The organism is Arthrobacter sp. MDT2-3 (assembly GCF_059090465.1).
The window spans coordinates 103146-125551 of record NZ_JBNHFS010000009.1 but is presented as its reverse complement, the minus strand read 5'-3'; the positions used below and the strand labels follow the sequence as shown (position 1 = coordinate 125551).

The following is a 22406-nucleotide window of genomic DNA, read 5'->3' as shown; positions in this document are numbered from 1 at the left end:
TGGCTGCGGATATCCTGCTGATATGGCCTCGCACACCTTGTCCCGTAAGTTTCTGCGCCATGACTAACCCTGATGCGTGGTCCTCCGGCCGGATACGGTTCTTTCGGCGTCCTTTCCATGAGTACCGGCTGACGCAGCGGGTGGCGCTCAGCCAGATGCCCCTGTTTGTGACGACGATCCTGACAGCCTTCCTGATCTGGGCGTTCTTCCCGGCCACCATGAACAATCCGCTTTTTATCGCTTTCCTGGTGTCGCAGGCCGCCATCATGGCCCTGTGCTACCTGGTTCCCTGGGAGCGGTTGCCCTACACGAGCTTCCTGATTCTTCCGCTGCTGGATTTCGTCTCCATTGCCCTCGGCAGGGAAGGCGGGCAGGAAAGCCTGACTGGCATCAGCCTGCTTGCCGTGTTCCCGGTGATCTGGCTGTGCGCCTCCGGCTACTACCCGAGGGCTGCTTTGTGGCTGTCTTTCCTGGCGCCGCTGGCCATTATCTGGGTTCCGCTGCTGATCAAAGGAAGCTTTACGGCGCAGGACTTTGCGCGGTCACTGCTCCTGCCCGTCATGATGCTCGGCATCGGTGTTTCCGTGAGTGTCCTGACGCTCAGTATGATGCGGCAGCAGCGGGAGCTGGAGGAAAAGGACGCGCAATTGCAGGCCAACCTGCGCACCAGCCAGCGCCAGGAAGCGCTGTTGAACACCGTCCTGGACACTGTCCATCTGGGGGTGCTCGCTGTGGACGCGGACGGGCATGACGTGCTGATGAACCGGAAGCAGCGGACCAACCACGAACTGGCGCGGCCCAAGGAGATAGCTGACCCGAACGAGTCCCAGCTGCTTGTGTTTGGACCGGACCGGAAGACTTTGGTTCCAGTGCAGGATCGCCCGGTCCGCCGAGCCGTCCTCGGGGAAACCTTCACGGATTACCTTGTGTGGCTGGGCTCGGGTAAGGAGCAGCGGGCTTTCGTCACCACCGCCCGGGCCATGAAGGACGCCGAGGGAAAGTTCTCCGGTTCAGTGATTGCCTTCAGCGACGTTACTGACCTCGTCAACGCCCTGGCGGCAAAGGATGACTTCGTCTCGAGCGTCTCGCATGAATTCCGGACACCCCTCACGTCAATTCTTGGGTACGTGGAAATACTGCTCGAAGATGAGCCGGCGGAGTCGCAGCGGGGCATGCTCGAGATCATCCGCAGGAACTCGGAGCGGTTATTGACGTTGGTCAGCGACCTGCTTGCCAGCCGCAACGGGCAGCTGATTGTTACGCCCCACTCCGTGGACGTGGCCGAGCTGGTGCGCAGCAGCGTTTCCTCGGCGATGCCCAAGGCGGCTGCGTCAGGGGTGGTGCTGGCCGCTGATACGCCGGAGCGGCTGGAGGCCCACGTTGACGGACCGCGGATTTCCCAGGTACTGGACAACCTGGTGTCCAACGCCATCAAGTACTCCCCCGACGGCGGCAACGTGCTGGTCTCGCTGGCGCAGGAGGACGGCCACCTCACCTGCCGGGTCAGTGATACCGGTATGGGCATGAGCGCCGAAGACGCCTCAGAAGTGTTTGCCAAGTTCTTCCGCACCAGCAACGTCCGCAGGACTGCCATCCCCGGCGTTGGTTTGGGCCTGCCGATCAGCAAGGCCATCGTTGAGGCCCATGGCGGGACCATTGGAGTGGCAAGCGCGCTGGGCCAGGGAACCACGTTCACGTTCCGGGTTCCGGTGTAACAGGCCAGCGCGTACGACGGCGGCAGGGCAGCCCCAGCGTTAGGCGCCGGTGCGGGCCTGCCGAACTACCTCTCCCCAGGACTGGCGGGCGAGTTCCGCAATCGAGGCGAGGATTTCCGACGGCGGCCTGGACAGGTCCAGCGGGAACTCCACAATGTCGATGTCTGTGTTCATGATGCGGCGCAGCTTGACCTCACCGGATCCCGCGTAGACCAGCCAGGCCGTGGGCACCGCCAAAGCGGTGCAGTGGGCGAGCATTTGGTAATGGTCGGCTGTGAGCGAGGCACCGAGATCGGACGCGGCCTTGTACTTGGCGTTGTAGACCACCACGGGCCGTCCGCCGAGCAGGTGCACGGCATCCGGCTGCACGGACAAACGGTCCGTGTCCCGCACCGCCTCGCTCAGGAGTGCGTTGTACTGGAGCCGGAGCTCTCCCGGGTAGGCAGCCATCGCCTCCCGCAATGCCGTGCCGACAAAATCCTCAAACACCTGGGCCATATCCACCACGAACGCAGCCGTCTGCTGCTTGCCCTGGCCCGCTTCAGCCGAGGCGTTCCGGAGAATGAGTTCCGCCAGGCGGAGGACGGCGTGGTAGCGAAGGTTCATCCGGCTGGCCGTCCACGGCGGGAGCGGTGCGCCGGGCGGAAGGCGGGTGACGGCGTCGAGCCTTCCCTTGAGCTGGCGCAGCCGGCTCAGCACCTCGGGGCGGACCCGCGGCACCTGGCCCATCCGCTCCAGCGCGGCACGCAGGATGCGGTTTTCGGCGATGTCCTCGCTGAACTCGTCATAGGAAACTTCCAGGGGCACCAGCATGCCGGGCCGCCGGGAGATCTGGTCCGAGATGCGGATGCGTCCCTTGACGGTGCGGAGCGACTCGTCAACGGTGCGGTACCCCTGCAGCACGCCGCGTCCCAGGGCCCGTTCCGCGAGCTGCGCCAACGACTCAGCCAGCGCACTCCAGAGTTCCCGGTCCTCCACGGCGGCCACGGAATCGGGACGGAACCCCTGTTCGCCCGCGTAGCTGAGCAGGAACAGGAGCCGGCTGAGCCCCAGCCGGTCCTTGGGCCGGACGTCCAGCTGCACCGTGGGAGTCCTCACCGAGCCCACCTTGCCCACGGGCTCGATCCGGTACAGCCCGAGCCCCATGGGCGACGCCTTGGCCAGGCCACTGGCGTTCAGGAACGAGGCGCTGGCAGGATCCAGCCGTTCCACCATCCCGCGGGACAGTTCGTCCAGCACCAGGTGCCGGACAAACGCACTGGGGTCAGCGGCCTGCAAGGCGTTCCAGCAGCCGGTCCAGTCCGAAGCGTTCCTCAAGCTGGGCCCGGGTCAGCTGGCCGTGGTAGTGCTCCTCAAGCAGGGGCATCAGCTCGTACTTCCAGATCCGCCGCAGCCCGGAAGGGGTTTGGGCTGCCGGCTTCATAAAGTACGACGGGCCGATCATGAGGTCCCGGTCCCACTCGTCAATGGCGGCGTTGAGGGCATCCAGCAGCAGTGCCGGCGTGGTGTCCAGCTGCCGGGCTTGGAGGAACCGGAGCAACGAGCCCTTCACCGGTTCAGTCTGCGGGTGCAGCTCAATGAAGGCAAAACGGCGGCGGATGGCGGCATCCATCATGGCGATGGACCGGTCCGCGGTGTTCATGGTGCCGATGATGTAGAGGTTGTCCGGCAGCGTGAACGGCTCATTGGGGCTGTATTGCAGGTAAATCCGGTCGTCGCGGTACTCCAGCAGGAAGTACAGCTCGCCGAACACCTTGGCGAGGTTGGCGCGGTTCATCTCGTCGATAATGAGGAAGTACGGTTTTTTCTCGTTTCCGGGCTTGGCCGCTTCTTCGGCGAGGCGGCGGAGCGGACCGGCAACAAGTTTGAAGGACACCTGGCCTTCGTCCGTCTTGTCCGGCCGGTAGCCCTCGAAAAAGTCCTCGTAGGCATACGAAGGGTGGAACTGGACCAGTTTGACCCGCTCATCCGTGGTGTCATCCGCCAACTCCGCCGCGAGGTGCTTCGCCAGGTAGGTCTTGCCGGTGCCCGGCGGACCGTACAGCACCAGCTGCCGGTTCTCCTCCAGCAGTTCGGCGATCTCCTGGAGCGGCTCCAACTCCATGTGCAGGGAATCCGCGAACTCGCGCGTCAGCGGACGGAAGCCCTCCTGAACGGGAGGGACGACGGCGGCCGCTTCAGCATCGCCGTCGGTCTCTGTTTCCGCTTCTGCGGGCAGCAGGGCCTGCAGAGCCTGCACCACCCTGGTCAGATCAACAACGATCCCGGGTGTGGCCAGCTGCCGCTGCACATGGCGGGGAAGGCTGGTGGTGGCGTGGCCTTCGTCGAACCAGCGGACCTTCCGGCGCAGCCGCCGGTTATCCTCGTTGTGTTCGGGCTCCCCGAGTACGACGCCGAGCCGCACCTTTCCGGCGTGCTGGTAGAGCGCCAGGTCCCCCGGCTTCATCACGGTCAGGAACGCAAAGACAGCGGTCTTGGTGTCCTCGCGCTCCACATAGCCGAGGTGCTTGTAGTCCTCGTCCACGGCATGCTGAACCACCCCCGCGGTGACACCGGGGCCCAGCAGGCGGAGATGTTCGACGTCGAGCGTCACCTTTTCCTCGCCCTGCCAGGCGGTGAGCAGCTCAGTGTTGTCGCTGTGCGTGCGCAGCAGCCATGCCCGGCGCCCGGGGTCCCCGACCTTGCGCCACTGGCTGACCAGCTGCCGGGCGTACCAGTCGATGCGCTGCCCGGCCTGCTCATCAAGGTGCAGGCGGATGCGATGGATGTCTGCGGTGATGTCCTCTTCCGCGTCGCCTTTTGCGCCGCCCACCAGCGAGGCGAAGGCATCGCGGATTTCCTGGCGCTCCACGTCCGCCACCACAGGCTCGAAGTAGCTGGGCCAGGTGAGGAATTCGATGCTGCGGCGAATGGCGGGCTGGTCTCCCGGGGTGGCAGCGGCGAAGCGGTGGAACTTCAGCGGGTCCTGCAGGGTTTCGGCAATATCCGCCGTCGTCTTCTGGTCCACCTGCCGCACAAAACGGCAGAGCCATCCCAGGTGGTCCCAGATGGTCCAGTTGAACTCGGCGGTCCGGTCGCGGATGACGCCATGGTCGGTGAGGCCCTGGTACAGCTCCTCGGGCAGCTCCAGCGGAGGCTCGAGCCAGGAGGCAGCCTCGGCCACACGGGCGCGCTTGACCTTCAGCGACTTCACCTCATGGGCCAGGGGCAGCGACTGCAGGAACAGCAGTTCCACGGCCAGCTGCTTCGCTTCCCGCGACGCGCCCTCAAGGTTCTGCCGAAGGTTGGTCATCATGGGCGCCTTCGGATCAGGGGTGCCCCGTTCCAGCCTGTCCAGGAGCTCTGCCGCCGCCTCCGACGTCCAGGTCATGGTGCGTCCATCCAGCGCAGACGGCTTCCCGAGGAGCCCGGGGCCAAGCACGAACCACGCAGCCTCCTCAATTTCCCGGGAGACACCGAGAGCACGGGAGGCACCGAGGGCACGGGGCATGGCAGCAGTGGAGGCGGGGGTCATGAATTCAAATTTACAGGGTGAAGCTGGATGGGCGCTCAGAGCCCAGCAGCGCACCGCTGTGCCCCCGTGATTCTTGGGTGGCTAAGCGACCGGCTTCTTCCGGCCGAACGTAAAGTAGCCCACCGGGCCAATGAAGTTGATGAACGATGCCGCCCGCCAGGCAGCCTTGGGACCGTTAATCATCGCTGCCGGGCGCTTTGAAATGTCCCGCTGCGCCGCCACCAACAGGGACACCTGTGCGATGGCCACCAGTATTGTGCCGGCCTTTGCGGATGGAGACATTTCCTTCCAAGTCTTTTTCTGGGCCATGCCTATTCCTCCTTGGTTGGGGTTCTTAGTTTCCGTTGCAGTCTGCTTCTGCGCAACGGGCTACACGGGCCGGAGCGCCTGCACATTCCGTTCAAACAGTGAACGGTGCCAGCCGTTCCTTTTGTTCAGGCGTGAGGCGCTGCACGCGCCCGGTGGCTTCGAGCACGAACGCCAGATGGCTGCTGGCCTTCACGCAGTCCTCCCGGGTGACCGGGTCCTGGACGAGGTAGTGGATATCGAAGCTCGCTCCCTTGACGGCGCCGATCCACACCTGGACCACGGCAGGGACGTTCCGGTACTCCAGTGTCCTGACGTAGCGGATCTTGTGATCCACCACCAACGCCATGGTTCCCTCCGGGACGTCATTGAACAGGGAGACGTGCGGCTCGATACCGGGCAGCCCTGCTCCCCGCGGCGGTCCAAAAGCGGCAATCCGCGCTTCCTCGAGCATCCGGACGATCTGCACGTTGTTGATGTGCCCGTAGGCGTCCATGTCGCCCCACCGCATGGGAACCAGGACCTCGATCCGCCGGCCGCCCTCGCTCAGCGGCTTTAACTGCGCGTCGGGCTTCGACTGCGCGTCCTGCCGCGCTGTGCCATCCTGCCGCGCCACGCCGTCTTCCTGCAATGATGCGTCTTCCTGCACCGGGGCCTCCTGCGCGCTCAGCTGCGCACCGCCGTCGAATCATCCACCGGCAGTTCCCCTGCGTCCGCACCGGCGAACTGGGACATGTACAGCCGGTAGTAGGCGCCTTCCGCAGCGAGGAGGACCTTGTGGTTCCCCTGCTCCACGATCCTGCCGTTCTCCATGACCAGGATGGTGTCGGCGTCGCGGATGGTGGAGAGCCGGTGGGCGATTACAAAGCTGGTGCGGTCCGTGCGGAGCGCTGCCATGGCCTTCTGCACCAGCAGCTCAGTACGGGTGTCAACGGAGCTGGTGGCTTCATCGAGGATCAGCAGCGACGGATTGGCCACGAAGGCGCGCGCGATGGTGATGAGCTGCTTTTCGCCGGCACTGACGTTGTTGCCTTCCTCATCAATCACGGTGTCGTAGCCCTCGGGCAGGGCGCGGACAAAGCGGTCCACGAAGGTGGCTTTGGCCGCGGCCATGACCTGCTCCTCGGTGGCGTCCAGGTTGCCGTAGCGGATGTTGTCGTAGATGGAGCCGCCGAACAGCCAGGCGTCCTGGAGCACCATGCCCACCTTGGAGCGGAGTTCGGACCGGCTGAGGTGGGTGATGTCCACTCCGTCCAGCGTGATGGATCCGGAGTTGAGCTCGTAGAAGCGCATCACCAGGTTGACCAGGGTGGTCTTCCCGGCTCCGGTGGGCCCAACAATGGCCACGGTATTTCCCGGTTCCGCCGTGAAGGACAGGTCTTCGATCAGCTTCTTGTCTTCCGTGTAGCTGAACGTGACGTTCTTGAACTCGACGTGCCCGTCCGTCTTGGCCGGAAGGTGTTCCGTGGCCGTTTCGACGTCCTGTTCTTCGGCATCCAGGAATTCGAACACGCGCTCGGAGGATGCCACGCCGGACTGGAGCATGTTGGCCATCCCCGCCATCTGGCCAAGCGGCTGCGTGAACTCGCGGGAGTACTGGATGAAGGCTGTGGCATCGCCCAGGGACATGGAACCCGAGGCCACCCGGAGTCCCCCCACAACGGCAATCCCCACGTAGCTGAGGTAGGAGACGAACTGCATCACCGGGAAGATGATGCCCGAAACAAACTGTGCCCCGAAGCTGGCCTTGTACAGGGCCTCGTTGCGTTCCTCGAACCGTTCCAGCATGTCTGCGTCCCGGCCGAACACCCGCACCAGGTCATGGCCGGAGAACGACTCCTCAATCTGGCCGTTCAAAGCACCGGTGTTTTTCCACTGCGCTGCAAAGAGCTTCTGGCTGCGCGAGCCGATGATCCCGGCAGCGACGCCGGACAGCGGCAGCGCCACCAAGGCAATGAGGGCCAGCTGCCAGGAGACGATGAACATCATGATCACAATGCCGATGACTGTCAGCAGCGAGTTGATCAGTTGGGCGAACGCCTGCTGCAGCGCCTGCTGGATGTTGTCGACGTCGTTTGTCACCCGGGAGAGGACGTCGCCGCGCTGGCGGGTGTCGAAGTAGTTCAGCGGAAGCCTGTTGAGCTTCTTTTCGGTGTCATCGCGAAGCCTGCGGATAACCTTCATCACGATGCGGTTCAGGACGTAGCCCTGCAGCCACAGGAAGATGTTGGCAACGAAGTACATCAGCAGCACCACGGCAATAAGGAAGGACAGCTTCTGGAAGTCGATGCCGCTTCCGGGTACCAGTTCCATCTTGGAGACCATGTCTGCGAAGTTGTCCTGCCCCTGCTGGCGCAGTCCGGCCACGAATTCTTCCTTGCTGGCGCCTGCCGGGAGTTGCTTGCCAACCACACCGCCGAAAATCACGTCCATCGCCTGGCCCAGGATCTTGGGGGCAATAACGTTCAGGACCACCGCGACCACCACCATCGCAACCACAGCGTAGATGCCCGCAGCCTCTGGCTTCAGCAGCCCCATCAGCCGCTTGGCGGACGGCCAGAAGTGTTCAGCCTTCTTCGCCGGCATGCCGCCGAACATGTCGCCGTCGGCTTCGGAAGGCTTGTATTCCTCTTCGAAGAACGCCTCGTCCTCAACCGCGCCGTCCTCCACCAGACCCGGGTCAGCCTGGTCCTGGGAGCTTGTTGTCTCTTTTATGTCGGTGGAGTCTCTCTTGCGGGGGTTCATGCCATTTCCTCCACGCTCAGCTGGGATTCAACAATTTCCTGGTAGGTGGGTGAGGTTTCCAGGAGTTCCTCGTGTGTTCCGCGGTCCACGATGCGGCCGTTGTCCAGGACCAGGATCTGGTCCGCTTCGGTGATGGTGGAAATGCGCTGGGCCACGATGATGACCGTGGCGTCGGCGGTGGTGCGCTTGAGCGCCGCCCGGAGGCGGGCGTCAGTGGCGACGTCAAGGGCGGAGAAGGAGTCATCAAAGAGGTAGACCCGGGGCTTGGTGACCAGTGCGCGGGCGATGCAGAGGCGCTGCCGCTGGCCGCCGGAAACGTTGGTCCCGCCCTGCGAAATCCGGGAGTTCAGCCCGTTCTTCTTGTCCCGGACAAAGTCTGCGCCCTGTGCCACCTCGAGTGCATCCCAGAGCTCCTGGTCAGTGGCCTCGGTCTTTCCAAACCGGAGGTTGTGCTCGATAGTGCCGGAGAAGAGGTAGGGCCGCTGCGGGACCAGTGCCACGCGCCTGGTGATCTCCGCCCGGTCCAGGTTGTCGACCGATACGCCGTCCAAGAGCACTTCGCCCTCGGCGATGTCGTACAGGCGCGGCAGCAGGGACAACAGGGACGTCTTCCCTGCGCCCGTGGAACCGATGATCGCGATGGTCTGGCCTGGTTTGGCAGTGAAGCTGATGTTGCTCAGCACGGGCGACTCCGCGCCCGGGTATGCGAACGTGACGTTCCGGTACTCCACCACGCCTGCCAGTGCAGCCGGGGCCTGCGGCCGTTCGGGATCGTGGATGGAGGGCTCGACGTCGAGCACCTCGCCGATGCGGTCCGCACATACCGAGGCACGCGGGATCATCATGGCCATGAAGGTGCCCATCATGACGGCCACCAGAATCTGCAGCAGGTATTGGAGGAACGCGGTGAGTGCGCCCACCTGCATCTCGCCCGAGTCCACGCGCTGCCCGCCGAACCACAGCACGGCAGCGGTGGACAGGTGCAGGATCATGCCAATGGCCGGGAACATCAGCACAAACAGGGCGCCGATCTTCAGGGATACGTCAGTGAGGTCCTTGTTGGCTTCGCCGAACCGCTCGGTCTCAAAGGGTTCCCGGACAAAGGCACGCACCACCCTGATGCCGATGATCTGTTCGCGGAGGACCCCGTTGATGCGGTCGATCTTCTTCTGCATGGCACGGAAGAGCGGCATCAGGCGGACCACCAGGTAACCCACAACCACCACCAGGACGGGCACGGAGACCCAGACCAGCCAGGACAGGTTGATGTCCTCACGGAGGGCCATGATGATGCCGCCGATACACATGATGGGAGTGGCCACCATGAAGTTCAGCCCCATCAGTACCAGCATCTGGACCTGCTGGACGTCATTGGTGCCGCGCGTGATCAGGGTGGGCGCACCGAAGGTGTTGACGTCCTTCGCGGAAAAGCTGGTGACTTTGCGGAACACCCCGCGCCGAAGGTCGCGCCCTACGGCCATGGCGGTCTTGGAGCCGTAGTAGACGCCGGCGATCGCTGTTCCCACCTGGATGAAGGCGACGAGGAGCATCACCCCGCCTGTGCGCCAGATGAAGTCGGTGTCCCCGCGGGATACCCCCTCGTCAATGATCTGGGCGTTCAGGCTGGGGAGGTACAGAGCAGCGATGGTTGACGCCAGCTGGAAGACGATGACGGCCACGATGTATGGCATGTACGGCCTGGAAAACCGCCGTATGAGGGTCAGGAGCATGCCCACGGGTCCTTAAGAAGAGTTCGCGAAGTGGTGAGGGTTAAGTAGTACCAGCCGGGGCTGACATCCTTAGCCTTCCCACTCTACGAAACTCCTTCCGGGGGTGAAACAGCCCGGCGAAAGATCATCCGGGAGGAGTAGTGCCCATGGCTTACCGGGCAGCGGAGGCCGGCTCCGCCGTCGCGCCTTCCTTCTGCTGGGCCGGCTCCTGTGCAGGCTGGATGTCAACGGTGCGCCGCAACGGCTTTTCCTTGATGAACAGCACCGATATCAGCGCGACGACGGTCACGGCCGCGGAGATCAGGAAGACTTCCGCGGTGGCATCTCCGTAGGCGGCCCGCATGATGTCCCGCACCGGTTCCGGCATGTGTGCCAGGTCCATACTGGAGCGGGCCGCGCCGCCCTGCACCGGGATGCCGGCCGCTGTGAGGCCCTTGGTGGCAAGCTCGCTGACCCTGTTCGCCAAGATGGCGCCCAGCACGGAGACGCCGATGGCGCCACCCACGGACCGGAAGAACGCCACCGAGGCACTGGCCGTTCCAATATCCGCGGCACGGACCGTGTTCTGCACAGCCAGGACGAGGTTCTGCATCAGCATGCCCAGTCCGAGGCCGAGCACAGCGGTGAATACGCCGGCGTGCCACAGCTCGGTTGTGTGGTCCATGCTTCCGGCCAGTCCCAGTCCGCCGATCAGCAGGATGGAGCCGGCGATCAGGTAGCCCTTCCACTTGCCGGTCCGGCTGATCAGCAGGCCGGATGCCACCGAGCCGGTCAGGTTTCCGGCGATCATTGGCAGCGTGAGGAGCCCGGCTTCAGTGGGGGTCGCGCCGCGGGCCACCTGGAAGTACTGGCCCAGGAACGTGGATGAGCCGAACATGGCGATGCCCACCGCCACCGAAGCGATGATGGCCAGTGCCGTGGTGCGCTCAGAAATGATCTTCAGCGGGATGATGGGCTGCTCCACCTTGGATTCCACCAGGACCAGCAGCGCCAGCAGGACGATGCCGCCGCCCACCATCAGGGCGGACTGCCAGGAAACCCAGCCGTAGTAGGCGGGGTTGCCGGCGAACGAGACCCAGATCAGGAGCAGGCTCACGCCGGACGTGAGCAGTATGGAACCGAGCCAGTCGATCTTGGCGGGCCGGCGGACGTGGCTGATTTTCAGGGTGACCTGCAGCAGGATCAGTGCGACGACGGCGAGCGGCACGCAGACGAAGAAGGTCCAGCGCCAGCCCAGCGGGCTGTCGACGATGAACCCGCCCAGCAGGGGGCCGCCGGCGGTGCCGACTGCCATCACTGCGCCCATGTAGCCGGAGTACTTTCCGCGGTCGCGCGGCGGGATCATCGTGCCGATGATGGCTTGGGCAAGGGCGGTGAGGCCGCCCATGGCGACGCCCTGGATTACCCGGGCACCAAGGAGCAGGGGGATGGTTTCGGAAAGACCGGCCATCACGGAGCCGGCCACGAAGATGACAATGCTCAGCTGGACCAGGACCTTTTTGTTGTAGAGGTCGGCGAGCTTGCCCCAGATCGGCGTAGTGGCGGCGTTGGCCAGCAGCGCAGCTGTGATGACCCAGGCGAAGTCTGTCTGGGTGCCGTGCAGGTCGGACATGATGGTGGGCAGCGCGTTGGCCACGATGGTGCTGCTGAGGATCGCAGTAAAGAACGCGGCGAGGAGCCCGGTGAGGGCTTCCATGATCTGGCGATGGGACATTTCGGGCGGTGCCCCCGCCGGTGCGGTGGATATTGTGGCCGCGGCGGGGGCTTGGCTTGCCGCAATGTGGGTTGCCATCGGGTTCAGCTCCTAGGAGGTGTGGGTTGTGGTGGTGCCGGCCGCCTTTGCCCGGGCTGATTGCTTAAGTGAGTCGGTGAGCTTGTGCAGGACTTTTGCCGTAGTGCCGGCGTCTTCCTCGCTCCAGTCGCGCAGGTAGTCCTGCAGCGCCGCCGCTCGCTGCTCCTCGATGGAGCGGAGTTTCTCCGCTCCCATGGGTGTGAGGGCAACCAACTGGGCCCGGCCGTCGTCGGGATCCTGCCTGCGGATCACCAAGCCATGCTCTTCCAAGTCCGCGATGTGCCGGCTGAGGACCGGGGCGCTGACGCCCAGCCGCTCGGCGAGCCTGGTGGCCCGGGACTCCCCCTCCCCCACGAAGCGCAGGACACCCTGGAGCGCTACTCCGGTGTCCTGCCCGCGAACGCTGGCAGTGGCTATGCACCGCACTGCGCGTTGGAGATCGAAGATTTGGTACACGAGATCCGCTGCCGTATCCGGTGCTACTGCCATGACTTCAGGCACTCCTTACTTGTTTGCCTGAAGCAACTATATCCCAAGTTGGTTGCTTTGGGAAACTAAGTGCACGTGCGGGTGGGTCAGAGCTCGCAGAATGGGGCACAACTTCCCGCGAACAGAACCGGCCGCAGCCGAAGCTTGAAACGTAAGCATGCTTTCTATTACTCTGGTTTCAGCTACTCCGCTTGTCCCCCATCAGGCGGAGCGGTTGCCAAAAAGGCCCCGCAACACGGACTCGTGCTGCGGGGCCTTTAGCTTTCGGTTCCGGCGCAAGACCGGAGCAGTTAGGCAGGCAAGTGGGTGGGCGCGAACATCTTCAGGAGCGTTTCCACCACGACGACGTTGGGCCCGTCGCCAATGAAGCCCGCCTTCAGCGCCTCCCCCACGTCCTCGGGGGCCACTTTCGTGGCAGGCACGCCGAACGCTTCGGCGAGCTTGACGAAATCCGGCCGGGCGAGTTCGGTGGCGGTGGCCTTGCCGAACGCACCCACCATGTATTCGCGAAGGATTCCGTAGCCGCCGTCGTCCACAATCAGCCAGGTGACCGGCACGTTGTGCTGCTTGGCAGTGGCCAGTTCGGAGATGGAGTACATCGATGAGCCGTCGCCGGACACGGCAAGTACCCGGCCGGGCCTGCCCACCGTTTCCAGTCCCACTGCCGCGCCAATGGCTGCCGGGAAGCCGTAACCCAGGCCGCCGGCACCCTGCGCCGAGTGGAACTGGCCCTCCCGCGCATCCCAGCAGCTCCAGCCCCAATAAGCGGAGATCGTCATGTCCCAGAAGGTTTGCATGTCCGCGGGGACTGCTTCGCGGATGTCGGACATGAACTTCAGTTCCTTGCCCAGGTCCTGGGATTCCAGGCAGGCACGGACCTTCGCGAGCGATTCCTTCACCAGGTCCTCCGGCGACGTCCCGTGCCAGTTCGGCCTGGTTTCCGCATGCTCAACCACCAGCGCTTCGTCCAGGGCGGCCAGTGCCTGCCCGGCGTCGGCACGGATGCCCAGACCTGGTCGATTGGACTCCAGGACCCGGGGCTCGGCGTCAATCTGGATGATCCTGCCCCGCGGCTCAAAGGTGAAGTAGTTGGAGGTGACCTCACCCAGGGACGAACCGATCACCACCAGGACGTCAGCGTCCTCCAGCACATCGGTCATGTGGCGGTCCTCGATCCAGGACTGCAGCGACAGTTCATGGTTCCAGGGGAACGCGCCATTGCCGCCCGGGGTGCAGATCACGGGAGCGCGAAGCTTTTCTGCGAGGGAGAGCAAGGACTTCTCTGCCCGGCCCCGCCGGGTGCCGCCGCCAGCAATGATGGCCGGACGTTCCGCGGCCCGCAGCCATTTCACCGCTTCACGGACCAGCTCCACCCGCGGCGGGTTGTCCGCCGCTTCCGCCAGCGCGTCCTCCACGGGAGGCACCATGATCGGGTCCAGCAGGACGTTCTGCGGGATTTCGATCCACACCGGCCCCTGGGGCGATGAGATGGCTTCGGTCCAGGCGTCCTGGATGGCCGACGGGATGCCCGATGCGTGCTGGATCAGCCGCTGGCTCTTGGTGACGTTGGCGGCCGACGCCTTCTGGTCGTCCAGCTGGTGCAGCATGCCCTTGCGCCGGGCGCCCAGCCCCTCAAGCGGGATCTGGCTCGCCACCACCACCATCGGAACGCCGGTGGCATACGCTTCCTGCAGCCCGGCCAGGGACGTCAGGGCGCCGGGGCCGGTGGACAGGAAAAGGACACCCACCTCGCCGGTTGCCCGTGAATACCCGTCAGCAGCGAACGCGGAATTGTTCTCCACCCGCGACGACACGAACTGCAGGTTGCCGCGCCCCATTGCATCAAAGAGCCCCAGTGCATGCTGGCCCGGGATGCCAAAGACGGTTTTCGCGCCCAGGGCTTCCAGCGTTTCGACTACGAGGTCCCCGCCATTGCGGGCACCCGTCGCCTTTGTGGGAGCGGCCGTACCCGGGTCGAAGTCGATCATGCCGGCTACTCCTTGCCGGCCGCGGCGAAGCCTGCCGGGCGGCGGACTTCCTGGCCGAGGGCCTGGGCCGCGTAGCCCGTGGCCGCTCCGAAGCGGTCCCCCGCCACGGCATTGTCTGCCATCAAGGTGACGAGTTCGAAGGCCACGTGGCTTGCGGCCACGCCAGTTATTTCGGCGTGGTCGTAGGCGGGGGCAACCTCCACGACGTCGGCGCCCACCAGGTTCATGCCGCGGAAGCCGCGGATGATTTCCAGCAGCTCGCGGCTGGTGATGCCGCCGGCTTCGGGTGTGCCGGTACCCGGGGCGTGGGCCGGATCCAGGACGTCGATGTCCACCGAGATGTACAGCGGGCGGTTTCCGATCCGGTCCCTGACCTTGGCCACGGTCTCCAGGACGCCCTGGTAGTAGACGTCCGCGGAGGTGACGATGCCGAACCCAAAGCGATGGTCGTCGTCGAGATCCTTTTTGCCGTAAAGAGGCCCGCGGGTGCCGATATGGCTGATGGCCTCGGTATCCAGGATGCCTTCCTCGACGGCGCGGCGGAACGGTGTGCCGTGGGTGTACTCGGCGCCGAAGTAGGTGTCCCACGTGTCCAGGTGCGCGTCGAAGTGCAGCATCGCGATGGGTTCGCCGGCACGCTCGGCGGCGGCGCGGAGCAGGGGCAGCGCAATGGTGTGGTCACCGCCGAGGGTCACCAGCTTGCTGCCGCCGGCTGTGAGGTCGAGCGCGTTCTGCTGCACGGTCTCGATGGCCTCATTGATGTTGAAGGGGTTGACCGCCATGTCACCGGCGTCGGCCACCTGGATGTTTTCGAAGGGGCTCACGTCCCAGGCAGGGTTGTACGGGCGCAGCAGCCGGCTGGCTTCCCGGACGTGGTTGGCGCCGAAGCGGGCGCCGGGGCGGTAGGAGACGCCGGAGTCGAAGGGAACGCCCACCACCGTGACGTCCGCTTTTTCCACCTGGTCCAGGCGCGGAAGGCGGGCATAGGTGGCAGCCCCGGCGTAACGGGGAATACGGGATGAATCGATGGGGCCAAGGTTGCCGTTGGCTTCGATGCGCAGCTCTTCCAATGGAGGCCTCTCCTTCGAGGAGTTGAGGGACTGATGTGACTGCCATCATACAGATTGTTTCCCTGTGTGCACCAGTTGTTTACTCTTTCGACCCTTTCGAGGGTGTGCCTATCAGGGCGGGAGCGGGATGGGGACAAGTCGTCTTGGGATCAGCGACTGGCAGCCGGGACCAGGACCCAGAGAACTTCCACCGGCTTGTCGGTGGGGTTGATCCAGGTGTGCGGCTCCCGGCCAGGGAAGGTCACGGTATCCCCGGCGCTGAGGTCGTACTCCTCGTTGGTAAGGATCAGCCTGATATTGCCCTTAATGACATGGAGTACGTCCACGTCGCAGTCCACGGCGTAGAGCTCGGTCTCGCCGCGGCCGTGCGGTTCGATGCAGGCCTGGATGATCTGGATGCGCCGCTCTGAACGGGCGGTGAGCAGGCGCTCCACGATGCCTTGGCCGCCGAGCGAGATCCGCGGCCCGTCATTGCGCTTGGTGAGGTGGGTCTCCGGCGCAGCAAAGAGCTCCCCGATGGAGATTGAGAGCACCTGGCAAAGGGTCACGAGGGAAGCCACCGAAGGCGAGGTCAGGTCGCGCTCCACCCGACTGAGGAACCCTTTGGTCAGCCCGGTGGCGTCAGCTACCTGTTCAATAGTGAGCCGCTGGGCCTGCCGTGCGGCCCGGATCCTGGAACCGATGGCAACGGGCACGTTACTCGGCTCAACTGGCAGTGCCTTCATCTGCGTACCTTTCATGGCCGGCCGCCCGGCCCCACTCTGGAGCAATACTAATGGCCAGCAGCTTCTGTGACGCCTGCGTGGCGCGCGTGGCTGCCGGCAGCAACATCCCTTGACTGTTACCACGGTCACAGCCTACTCTTTGGAAAACACTTGTTGCCTATAAGGCAATATCTGAGAACTTACTCTCATCCCACCCCTCGTGCAGCGGCTTCCGGCTTCCCCACCAATTCCCCGGAGGCCACCCCGGCTGCCAAACAGCTCCAAGGAGTCCAACGTGGACGCAAATGTCATCAACATCGCCATCGTGGTGGTGTACCTTCTCGCAATGCTGGCATTCGGCTGGTGGGGCAAGTCCCGCACCAAAAACAACAGCGACTTCCTTGTCGCCGGCCGGCGCCTTGGCCCCTTCCTGTACACCGGCACCATGGCCGCCGTCGTCCTGGGCGGCGCCTCCACAGTCGGCGGTGTAGGACTTGGCTACAAGTTCGGCATCTCAGGCATGTGGCTCGTGGTCGCCATCGGCGCTGGCGTCCTGCTCCTCAGCCTGCTGTTCGCCGGGACCATCCAGAAGCTGAAGATCTACACCGTCTCGCAGATGCTTACCCTGCGCTACGGCAGCCGGGCCACTGAGGCATCGGGCATCGTGATGCTCGCCTACACGCTCATGCTTTGCGCCACGTCCACCGGCGCCTACGCCACCATTTTCGTGGTGCTCTTCGGCTGGGACCGCGCCATTGCCATCGCCATCGGCGGCGCCATTGTGCTGGTCTACTCCACGGTGGGCGGCATGTGGTCCATCACCCTGGCGGACCAGGTGCAGTTCATCATCAAGACTGTTGGCATCTTCTTCCTGATGCTCCCCTTCACCCTCAACGCCGCAGGCGGCATCGACGGCATCCGCAGCCGTGTTGACGAGAGCTTCTTCCAGATCGACGGCATCGGCCTGCAGACCATCATCACCTACTTCGTGGTGTACACCCTCGGCCTGCTGATCGGCCAGGACATCTGGCAGCGCGTCTTCACGGCCAAGACGGCCAAAGTGGCCCGGTGGGGCGGCGCCACGGCCGGCATCTACTGCATCCTTTACGGTGTTGCCGGCGCGCTGATCGGCATGGGCGCCAGCGTGGCCCTGTCAAACATGGAGATTGCCGCCAAGGACGACGTCTATGCCGAAGTGGCCCAGACCCTGCTGCCCGTCGGCATCGGCGGACTCGTCCTGGCAGCCGCTGTTGCTGCCATGATGTCAACAGCTTCAGGCGCCCTCATCGCCGCCGCAACCGTTGCCCGCGCCGACGTCCTGCCGTTTGTGGCCAGCTGGTTCGGCAAGACCATTAACACGGAGGACACGGACAACCCCGAGCACGACGTCAAAGCCAACCGCATCTGGGTCCTGTCCCTGGGCATTATCGCCATCGTCATCGCCATCATCACCAAGGACGTGGTCGCGGCCCTGACTATCGCGTACGACATCCTGGTGGGCGGCCTCCTTGTGGCCATCCTCGGCGGCCTGGTCTGGAAGCGCGGCACCGGTGTGGCCGCGGCCGCTTCTATGGCTGTGGGTTCGGTAGTCACGCTCGGCACCATGATCATCCTGGAGATCAACGCCAAAGCGCCGCTGGACGGCATCTATGCGAATGAGCCCATTTACTACGGCCTGCTCGCCTCCGCCGTGGTGTACGTTGCGGTCTCCCTGCTGACCAAGCCCACGGACCCCCAGGTGATGCGCAACTGGCAGCGCCGGGTCGCCGGGCAGGAAGCCCCGGATGCTCCGGCGGAACCGGTGTCCGCCCCGTAGCAGCAGCTAACTGCCCCGCATACGACGGCGGCACCTCTCCTTCGCATTCCGCGGAAGGGGAGGTGCCGCCGTCGTCCGTTCTATTCGGTCTCGCGGATCTCGTCCGGGTCCAGCGGAACCGGGCGGTCCTCTGCGTCGATGACTATCGGGGCCGGGTGTACCACCGGCTCCTCTTCGTCCAGGAGGTCATCCTCGGTGTCCCAGTCGTCCTCATTGACGGGTGCATCCTCTGCGTAGTCGTAAGCGGGGTCCGCTTCGACGGCTTCCAGGTGCGGCATGTCCGCGTGCGGTCCGGTGGTGCCCATGATCCAACCTCCGTTTGTTCGCCTGACGTGCTCTTACAGGGCGCTGGCGTGCGCCACAGTTTCATCACAGCACCGCCGGGAGCCGCGGTCAAGGGTGCGCTGCTTGCCCCAAATGCCTCCGGAAGCCTGCTGATTTTGAGGGTCACCGAAACCCAGGAGTGAGGGAAGCCAGCCGAAAAACCGCGGATTTCCTCTGTAAGCTGGCGGAGCAATGGGGCCGAACCATGCCCCGTCCAGCCCAGGAGTTTTCGTGTCCCAGCACGCCAATCCAGACCACCACCGCGACTCCCCTGCAGGGTCCGTTCCCTCGGATTCTGTTCCGTCAGTTCCCGCTCCATCCCTGCCAGGCGCGGAAGCCCGGCGCGTAGCCCAGCCCACACCCGCGGACATCCGGCGCTGGCGCCAGTACCTGGCGGACGAACGGGCCGAAGCCGCCGTCTACCGGGACCTTGCGCAGAACCGGCAGGGCGAAGAACGCGACATCCTGCTGGCCCTGGCCGAAGCGGAGGGACGGCACGAGGCCCACTGGTTGGGCCTCCTCGGTAAACACGCCGGCAAGGCCCGGCCGGCGTCAATCCGGAGCCAGCTGCTCGGTTTCCTGGCGCGCCACTTCGGCTCCGTCTTTGTCCTGGCGCTGGCCCAACGGGCAGAAGGCCGCTCCCCCTACGCCAAGGATCCCAACGCCACTGCTGCAATGGCCGCAGACGAGCAGATCCACGAGGAAGTAGTACGGGGGCTGGCCACCCGGGGCCGCAACCGGCTGGCTGGCACCTTCCGTGCCGCCGTGTTCGGTGCGAACGACGGCCTGGTCAGCAACCTTTCCCTGGTGATGGGCATGGCAGCATCGGGCGTAGCCAGCAGTGTGGTGCTGCTCAGTGGCATCGCCGGGTTGCTGGCCGGTGCGATGTCCATGGGAGCCGGCGAATTTATCTCGGTCCGCTCCCAGCGCGAGCTCCTGGCAGCCACCCGCCCCACGCAGGTCACACTGGCAGCCGCCCCGAAGCTGGACATCGAGCACAACGAACTGCTGCTCGTTTATCTGGCCAGGGGAATGTCCCAGGAAGCGGCGCAGCACAGGGTCGCCGAACGCATGGGCCTCCTGTCCTGCGACTGCGACCCCAGCCTGTCCCTGCAGCCGGAGCTTCCCGAGGCCGAGGACCAGCACGAGGCCGTGGGCACCGCCTGGGGCGCAGCGTTGTCCAGCTTCTGCTTCTTTGCTTCAGGCGCCATCGTCCCCATCCTTCCGTTCCTGTTCGGACTGACCGGAGTGGCTGCCCTGGTGGTGGCGGGCGTACTCGTGGGCCTCGCCCTGCTGGTGACCGGCGGCATCGTGGGCCTGCTCTCCGGCACTTCGCCGCTGACCCGCGGCCTGCGGCAACTCGCCATTGGCCTGGGCGCCGCCGCCGTCACGTACCTGCTGGGGCTGGTCTTCGGCACTGTCGTCCACTAGCAGTAGGGTTTCACTGGCAGTAGTGGATAAGCGGGGGGACAGAATAATGGGGATGCAGTAGTGGAGGGCCAGCCGCGCCACGCCGGAAGGCGGGCACGCACTGGAAGTACCGGCAAGGCCCTTCGGTTCGTGCTCACAGGCGCCCTGTTCTCCGCAGCGTTGGTGGGGGCAGCGCTGGTGCTTGACGATCCGCGGTTCAAGGATCTCCTCGATGTCCGCCTTGGTCCGGGGCCCTTTGGGCAGGGCACCGGCGGGCAAGAAGGCGGCGTGCCCCAAGCCGGGACTGCCGGGGAGGCCGGAGCGCAAACCCCTGCAGAGGCACGGACGGGAGCGCCGCCGGTGGGAGTTGAGGAAAAGGATGCTCCCCTCGGCCAGCCCACGCCACCCACGATGGGCAGTGACGCGTACCGGTTCCTGGCAGTCAACGGCGACGGCAGCCCAGTAGGTTACTCCCCGTGCCGGCCACTGCACTATGTCGTCAACGATGCTTTGGCGCCGGCGGGGGCGCAGCAGCTGGTCGCAGACGCCATCACTACTATTTCCGCAGCCACAGGCATTGCTTTCGTTTACGATGGCACCACAACCGAACAGCCGTCGCCCCAACGGCCCCCGTACCAGCCTGATGCCTACGGCGAGCGCTGGGCTCCGCTGCTCATTGCATGGACCACACCGGATGTGGCGCCGCAGCTGAAGGGCAAAGTAATCGGCACCGGCGGCAGCACCCACTACAGCTACGGCGACGGCCCGAAGACCTTTGTTACCGGCGGCCTGGACCTGGACGCACCGCAGATTGCGGACGAACTGCTGAACCCCGATGGCCACCTCTATGCCACGGCAGTGATCCTGCACGAACTCAGCCATGTGATGGGCCTTGACCACGTAACGGACCCCACTCAGCTGATGTACCCGGAGATCGGCACTCCTGAGGGGTTGTCCGCAGGGGACCTCAACGGCCTGTTCGAACTCAGCAAGGCCCAGTGCCGAAAGGATCTCTGAGCAGCCTGATCCACGCCGATGTCCTGGCTAGCCGTGAAGGACGGCCACTGCCTCGTCCACTGTGTCCACCAGGAAGAGCCGTTCGGCCATGGGCCTCCCCTCAGCCAGGCTGCGGAGCATGGGCCACGCCGGATACCGGTGTTCCCAATGGTGCCTGCCCACCAGCACCATGGGCGTGATTTTCTCGCGGGCGCCGTAGTAGTTCTCGCAGGCGTCCTGGAAAATCTCCTGGACCGTCCCTGCGGCTCCGGGCAGGAAGATGATGCCCCCTTGGCACAGCTCGAGCAGGATGGCTTCGCGGATGGCGTTGGCGAAGTACTTGGCGATGTGGGTGGCGAAGTAGTTGGGCGGCTCGTGTCCGTAGAACCAGGTGGGGATGCCAAGCGACGGTGTTCCGCCCGGAAAACGTTCGACGACGGCAGCGGCCGCCCGCGCCCACGCGGACACCGAGGGACGGAACCCCGGAACGGAGGCGAGGCCCGCCAGCGCAGCCTGCAGCCCGCCGTCGTCCGCTTGGCTCAGGTAGGCGCCCAGGTTGGCTGCCTCCATTGCTCCCGGTCCGCCGCCGGTGGCCACCACGTGCCCGTTTCGGGCAAGCAGCCAGCCGAGCCGTGCTGCCTGGGTATAGTCCGCACTCCCCCGCTGGGCAGCATGTCCACCCATCACACCCACCACGGACCGGGCTGCGAACGGCCCGGAATGGATTGCCTCCTCGAGGGCATCGCCGACGGCGTGGTCGTGCAGCGCTGAGGCGAGGGTGGCGTCAAGCCGGTGCCGTTGCCCCGGTTGGATACTCCACTGGTAGATGCGGGCGTCGGGCAGTTGCTCGTACGGGGCATCGGCGAGCCCGGCGTAAAGCTCTGCGGGCGAATACAAACTGCCCCGGTAGGGGTTGAACGGAACGGACTCGAGGCGCGGAAAAATCAAGGCGCCGCGGCGGCGGAGGGTATCCTCTGTCCCATCGTCAAAGGTGCAGCCAAGGAAGATGGCGCCTTCAACGTTCATACCCTCCAGCGCGGCCGTCCTCCCCCGCAGGTCCAGGGACTGCGCATGCCAGCCGTGCATGTCCGGGGCTCCTGCGCCGACCAGCTGGTCGAAGCTTTCAAGGTCCTGGACTTCGAGGGTGTGGGGGTGGGGGCCCAGGTTTCCGGAGAGGTTCACGCTCTAAACCTAAAGCAAAGCGGGGCCAGATACCGCCCGTCCAGGAGTTCCGGATGGGCGGTATCTGACCCCGCGTCTGTGGAGCCAGCATCTGGCCTGTCACAATCATGAGCACATTAATGGTCACCATCCGGCCGCGGAGGTGGGAGGGTGCCATCTCCGCCAGGTACAGCGGGCAGGTGACGGCTGCAGCGCCCACGCCCAGGCCCAGCAGGATGCGGGCCGCGATCATGAATGGCGCCGAAGAGGAACAGGAGCGCGCAAATCAGCAGGGAGCCGCGGCGTCCAAGTATGTCAACCATGCGGCCGCCGGCCAGGGCGCCAACCGCCGCGCCAGGAAAGAGCAGCGCACTCACCACTGTTGCTTCCTCAACGGAGTTCATGTTTAGCGAATCGTTCATGTACAAGAGTGCGCCGGAGATAACGCCTGTGTCGTAGCCGAAGAGCAGGCCGCCGAGGGTGGAAATCACTGTCAGCCGCGCGAGGTAGCCGCGGCTTTTGGCGCCAGGGGATTGGTTCTGCAACAGCATTGTTGCCTCAGATTCTCTCAGGGACGGTTGCTTCGATGTGATGCGTGCCACCGTCTTTAGAGCGCTCTGACAGGGGCTGTCAATGAAAAGTCCTA

Annotated in this window: 17 protein-coding genes and 1 pseudogene; 4 read left to right on the top strand and 14 right to left on the bottom strand. The window is 64.8% G+C overall.

Going from position 1 to position 22406, the window contains the following annotated elements; genetic code table 11:
• The first annotated feature begins 59 nt into the window (after positions 1–59).
• Positions 60–1715 (top strand): sensor histidine kinase, encoded by a 1656-nt coding sequence (locus AC5RUQ_RS20330; protein ID WP_493949065.1) that lies wholly within the window; start codon positions 60–62, stop codon positions 1713–1715.
• Positions 1716–1754: 39 nt separating this feature from the next.
• Here the strand turns inward: AC5RUQ_RS20330 and AC5RUQ_RS20325 are convergent, their stop codons facing one another.
• From AC5RUQ_RS20325 to AC5RUQ_RS20275, 11 genes are all read right to left on the bottom strand, one after another.
• Entirely contained in the window at positions 1755–2930 is a 1176-nt protein-coding gene (locus AC5RUQ_RS20325; protein ID WP_493949082.1) for a 5-methylcytosine restriction system specificity protein McrC, read from the bottom strand.
• Positions 2931–2979: 49 nt separating this feature from the next.
• Positions 2980–5229: an McrB family protein gene (locus tag AC5RUQ_RS20320; protein WP_493949064.1), complete on the bottom strand. Its 2250-nt coding sequence runs from the start codon at positions 5227–5229 to the stop codon at positions 2980–2982.
• An 81-nt stretch (positions 5230–5310) separates the two neighbouring features.
• Positions 5311–5538, bottom strand: coding sequence for a PLDc N-terminal domain-containing protein (locus AC5RUQ_RS20315; protein ID WP_430229492.1), 228 nt, complete (start codon positions 5536–5538; stop codon positions 5311–5313).
• A 91-nt stretch (positions 5539–5629) separates the two neighbouring features.
• Positions 5630–6046 (bottom strand): acyl-CoA thioesterase, encoded by a 417-nt coding sequence (locus tag AC5RUQ_RS20310; RefSeq protein ID WP_493949081.1) that lies wholly within the window; start codon positions 6044–6046, stop codon positions 5630–5632.
• A 155-nt stretch (positions 6047–6201) separates the two neighbouring features.
• Positions 6202–8280, bottom strand: a complete 2079-nt coding sequence (locus AC5RUQ_RS20305; RefSeq protein ID WP_493949063.1) for an ABC transporter ATP-binding protein — start codon at positions 8278–8280, stop codon at positions 6202–6204.
• Positions 8277–10010 carry an ABC transporter ATP-binding protein gene (locus AC5RUQ_RS20300; protein ID WP_493949062.1) on the bottom strand — a complete coding sequence of 578 codons (1734 nt, stop codon included), beginning with the start codon at positions 10008–10010 and terminating at the stop codon, positions 8277–8279. Before AC5RUQ_RS20300 ends, AC5RUQ_RS20305 begins: the two co-directional genes overlap by 4 nt.
• A 151-nt stretch (positions 10011–10161) precedes the next feature.
• Positions 10162–11802, bottom strand: a complete 1641-nt coding sequence (locus AC5RUQ_RS20295; protein WP_493949061.1) for an MFS transporter — start codon at positions 11800–11802, stop codon at positions 10162–10164.
• 12 nt (positions 11803–11814) lie between these two features.
• The gene (locus tag AC5RUQ_RS20290; RefSeq protein WP_493949060.1) at positions 11815–12291 is read right to left on the bottom strand and encodes a MarR family winged helix-turn-helix transcriptional regulator; all 477 of its coding nucleotides are present in this window, start codon (positions 12289–12291) and stop codon (positions 11815–11817) included.
• A gap of 290 nt (positions 12292–12581) precedes the next feature.
• Positions 12582–14279, bottom strand: coding sequence for a thiamine pyrophosphate-binding protein (locus tag AC5RUQ_RS20285; protein ID WP_493949059.1), 1698 nt, complete (start codon positions 14277–14279; stop codon positions 12582–12584).
• A gap of 5 nt (positions 14280–14284) precedes the next feature.
• The gene (gene speB / locus AC5RUQ_RS20280; RefSeq protein ID WP_163165588.1) at positions 14285–15349 is read right to left on the bottom strand and encodes an agmatinase; all 1065 of its coding nucleotides are present in this window, start codon (positions 15347–15349) and stop codon (positions 14285–14287) included.
• A 149-nt stretch (positions 15350–15498) separates the two neighbouring features.
• Positions 15499–16074, bottom strand: coding sequence for a cupin domain-containing protein (locus AC5RUQ_RS20275; protein ID WP_493949058.1), 576 nt, complete (start codon positions 16072–16074; stop codon positions 15499–15501).
• A gap of 274 nt (positions 16075–16348) precedes the next feature.
• Between AC5RUQ_RS20275 and AC5RUQ_RS20270 the strand changes: the two genes are divergently transcribed.
• Complete coding sequence (locus tag AC5RUQ_RS20270) at positions 16349–17869, top strand: sodium:solute symporter family protein (RefSeq protein WP_493949057.1); 1521 nt, start codon at positions 16349–16351, stop codon at positions 17867–17869.
• 80 nt (positions 17870–17949) lie between these two features.
• Here AC5RUQ_RS20270 and AC5RUQ_RS20265 read toward each other — a convergent pair whose 3' ends face one another.
• Positions 17950–18174 carry a hypothetical protein gene (locus AC5RUQ_RS20265; protein ID WP_493949056.1) on the bottom strand — a complete coding sequence of 75 codons (225 nt, stop codon included), beginning with the start codon at positions 18172–18174 and terminating at the stop codon, positions 17950–17952.
• Between the two features lie 250 nt (positions 18175–18424).
• Here AC5RUQ_RS20265 and AC5RUQ_RS20260 point away from each other — a divergent pair, with 250 nt between their 5' ends.
• A complete protein-coding gene (locus tag AC5RUQ_RS20260; RefSeq protein ID WP_493949055.1) occupies positions 18425–19624 on the top strand; it encodes a VIT1/CCC1 transporter family protein in 1200 nt (399 codons plus the stop codon).
• 60 nt (positions 19625–19684) lie between these two features.
• The gene (locus AC5RUQ_RS20255; RefSeq protein ID WP_493949054.1) at positions 19685–20620 is read left to right on the top strand and encodes a matrixin family metalloprotease; all 936 of its coding nucleotides are present in this window, start codon (positions 19685–19687) and stop codon (positions 20618–20620) included.
• A 27-nt stretch (positions 20621–20647) separates the two neighbouring features.
• Here the strand turns inward: AC5RUQ_RS20255 and AC5RUQ_RS20250 are convergent, their stop codons facing one another.
• Both AC5RUQ_RS20250 and AC5RUQ_RS20245 read right to left on the bottom strand, forming a co-directional pair.
• Complete coding sequence (locus AC5RUQ_RS20250; protein ID WP_493949053.1) at positions 20648–21781, bottom strand: LOG family protein; 1134 nt, start codon at positions 21779–21781, stop codon at positions 20648–20650.
• A pseudogene (locus tag AC5RUQ_RS20245) lies at positions 21723–22311 on the bottom strand (MFS transporter). Before AC5RUQ_RS20245 ends, AC5RUQ_RS20250 begins: the two are co-directional and overlap by 59 nt.
• Between the last annotated feature and the right edge of the window lie 95 nt (positions 22312–22406).

Bases quoted from the DNA above. Each gene is read 5' to 3' on its own strand.
- AC5RUQ_RS20330 (WP_493949065.1), top strand. From the start codon at position 60: ATGACTAACCCTGATGCGTGGTCCTCCGGCCGGATACGGTTCTTTCGG.
- AC5RUQ_RS20325 (WP_493949082.1), bottom strand. From the start codon at position 2,930: ATGGTGGAACGGCTGGATCCTGCCAGCGCCTCGTTCCTGAACGCCAGT.
- AC5RUQ_RS20320 (WP_493949064.1), bottom strand. From the start codon at position 5,229: ATGACCCCCGCCTCCACTGCTGCCATGCCCCGTGCCCTCGGTGCCTCC.
- AC5RUQ_RS20315 (WP_430229492.1), bottom strand. From the start codon at position 5,538: ATGGCCCAGAAAAAGACTTGGAAGGAAATGTCTCCATCCGCAAAGGCC.
- AC5RUQ_RS20310 (WP_493949081.1), bottom strand. From the start codon at position 6,046: ATGCGGTGGGGCGACATGGACGCCTACGGGCACATCAACAACGTGCAG.
- AC5RUQ_RS20305 (WP_493949063.1), bottom strand. From the start codon at position 8,280: ATGAACCCCCGCAAGAGAGACTCCACCGACATAAAAGAGACAACAAGC.
- AC5RUQ_RS20300 (WP_493949062.1), bottom strand. From the start codon at position 10,010: ATGCTCCTGACCCTCATACGGCGGTTTTCCAGGCCGTACATGCCATAC.
- AC5RUQ_RS20295 (WP_493949061.1), bottom strand. From the start codon at position 11,802: ATGGCAACCCACATTGCGGCAAGCCAAGCCCCCGCCGCGGCCACAATA.
- AC5RUQ_RS20290 (WP_493949060.1), bottom strand. From the start codon at position 12,291: ATGGCAGTAGCACCGGATACGGCAGCGGATCTCGTGTACCAAATCTTC.
- AC5RUQ_RS20285 (WP_493949059.1), bottom strand. From the start codon at position 14,279: ATGATCGACTTCGACCCGGGTACGGCCGCTCCCACAAAGGCGACGGGT.
- AC5RUQ_RS20275 (WP_493949058.1), bottom strand. From the start codon at position 16,074: ATGAAGGCACTGCCAGTTGAGCCGAGTAACGTGCCCGTTGCCATCGGT.
- AC5RUQ_RS20265 (WP_493949056.1), bottom strand. From the start codon at position 18,174: ATGGGCACCACCGGACCGCACGCGGACATGCCGCACCTGGAAGCCGTC.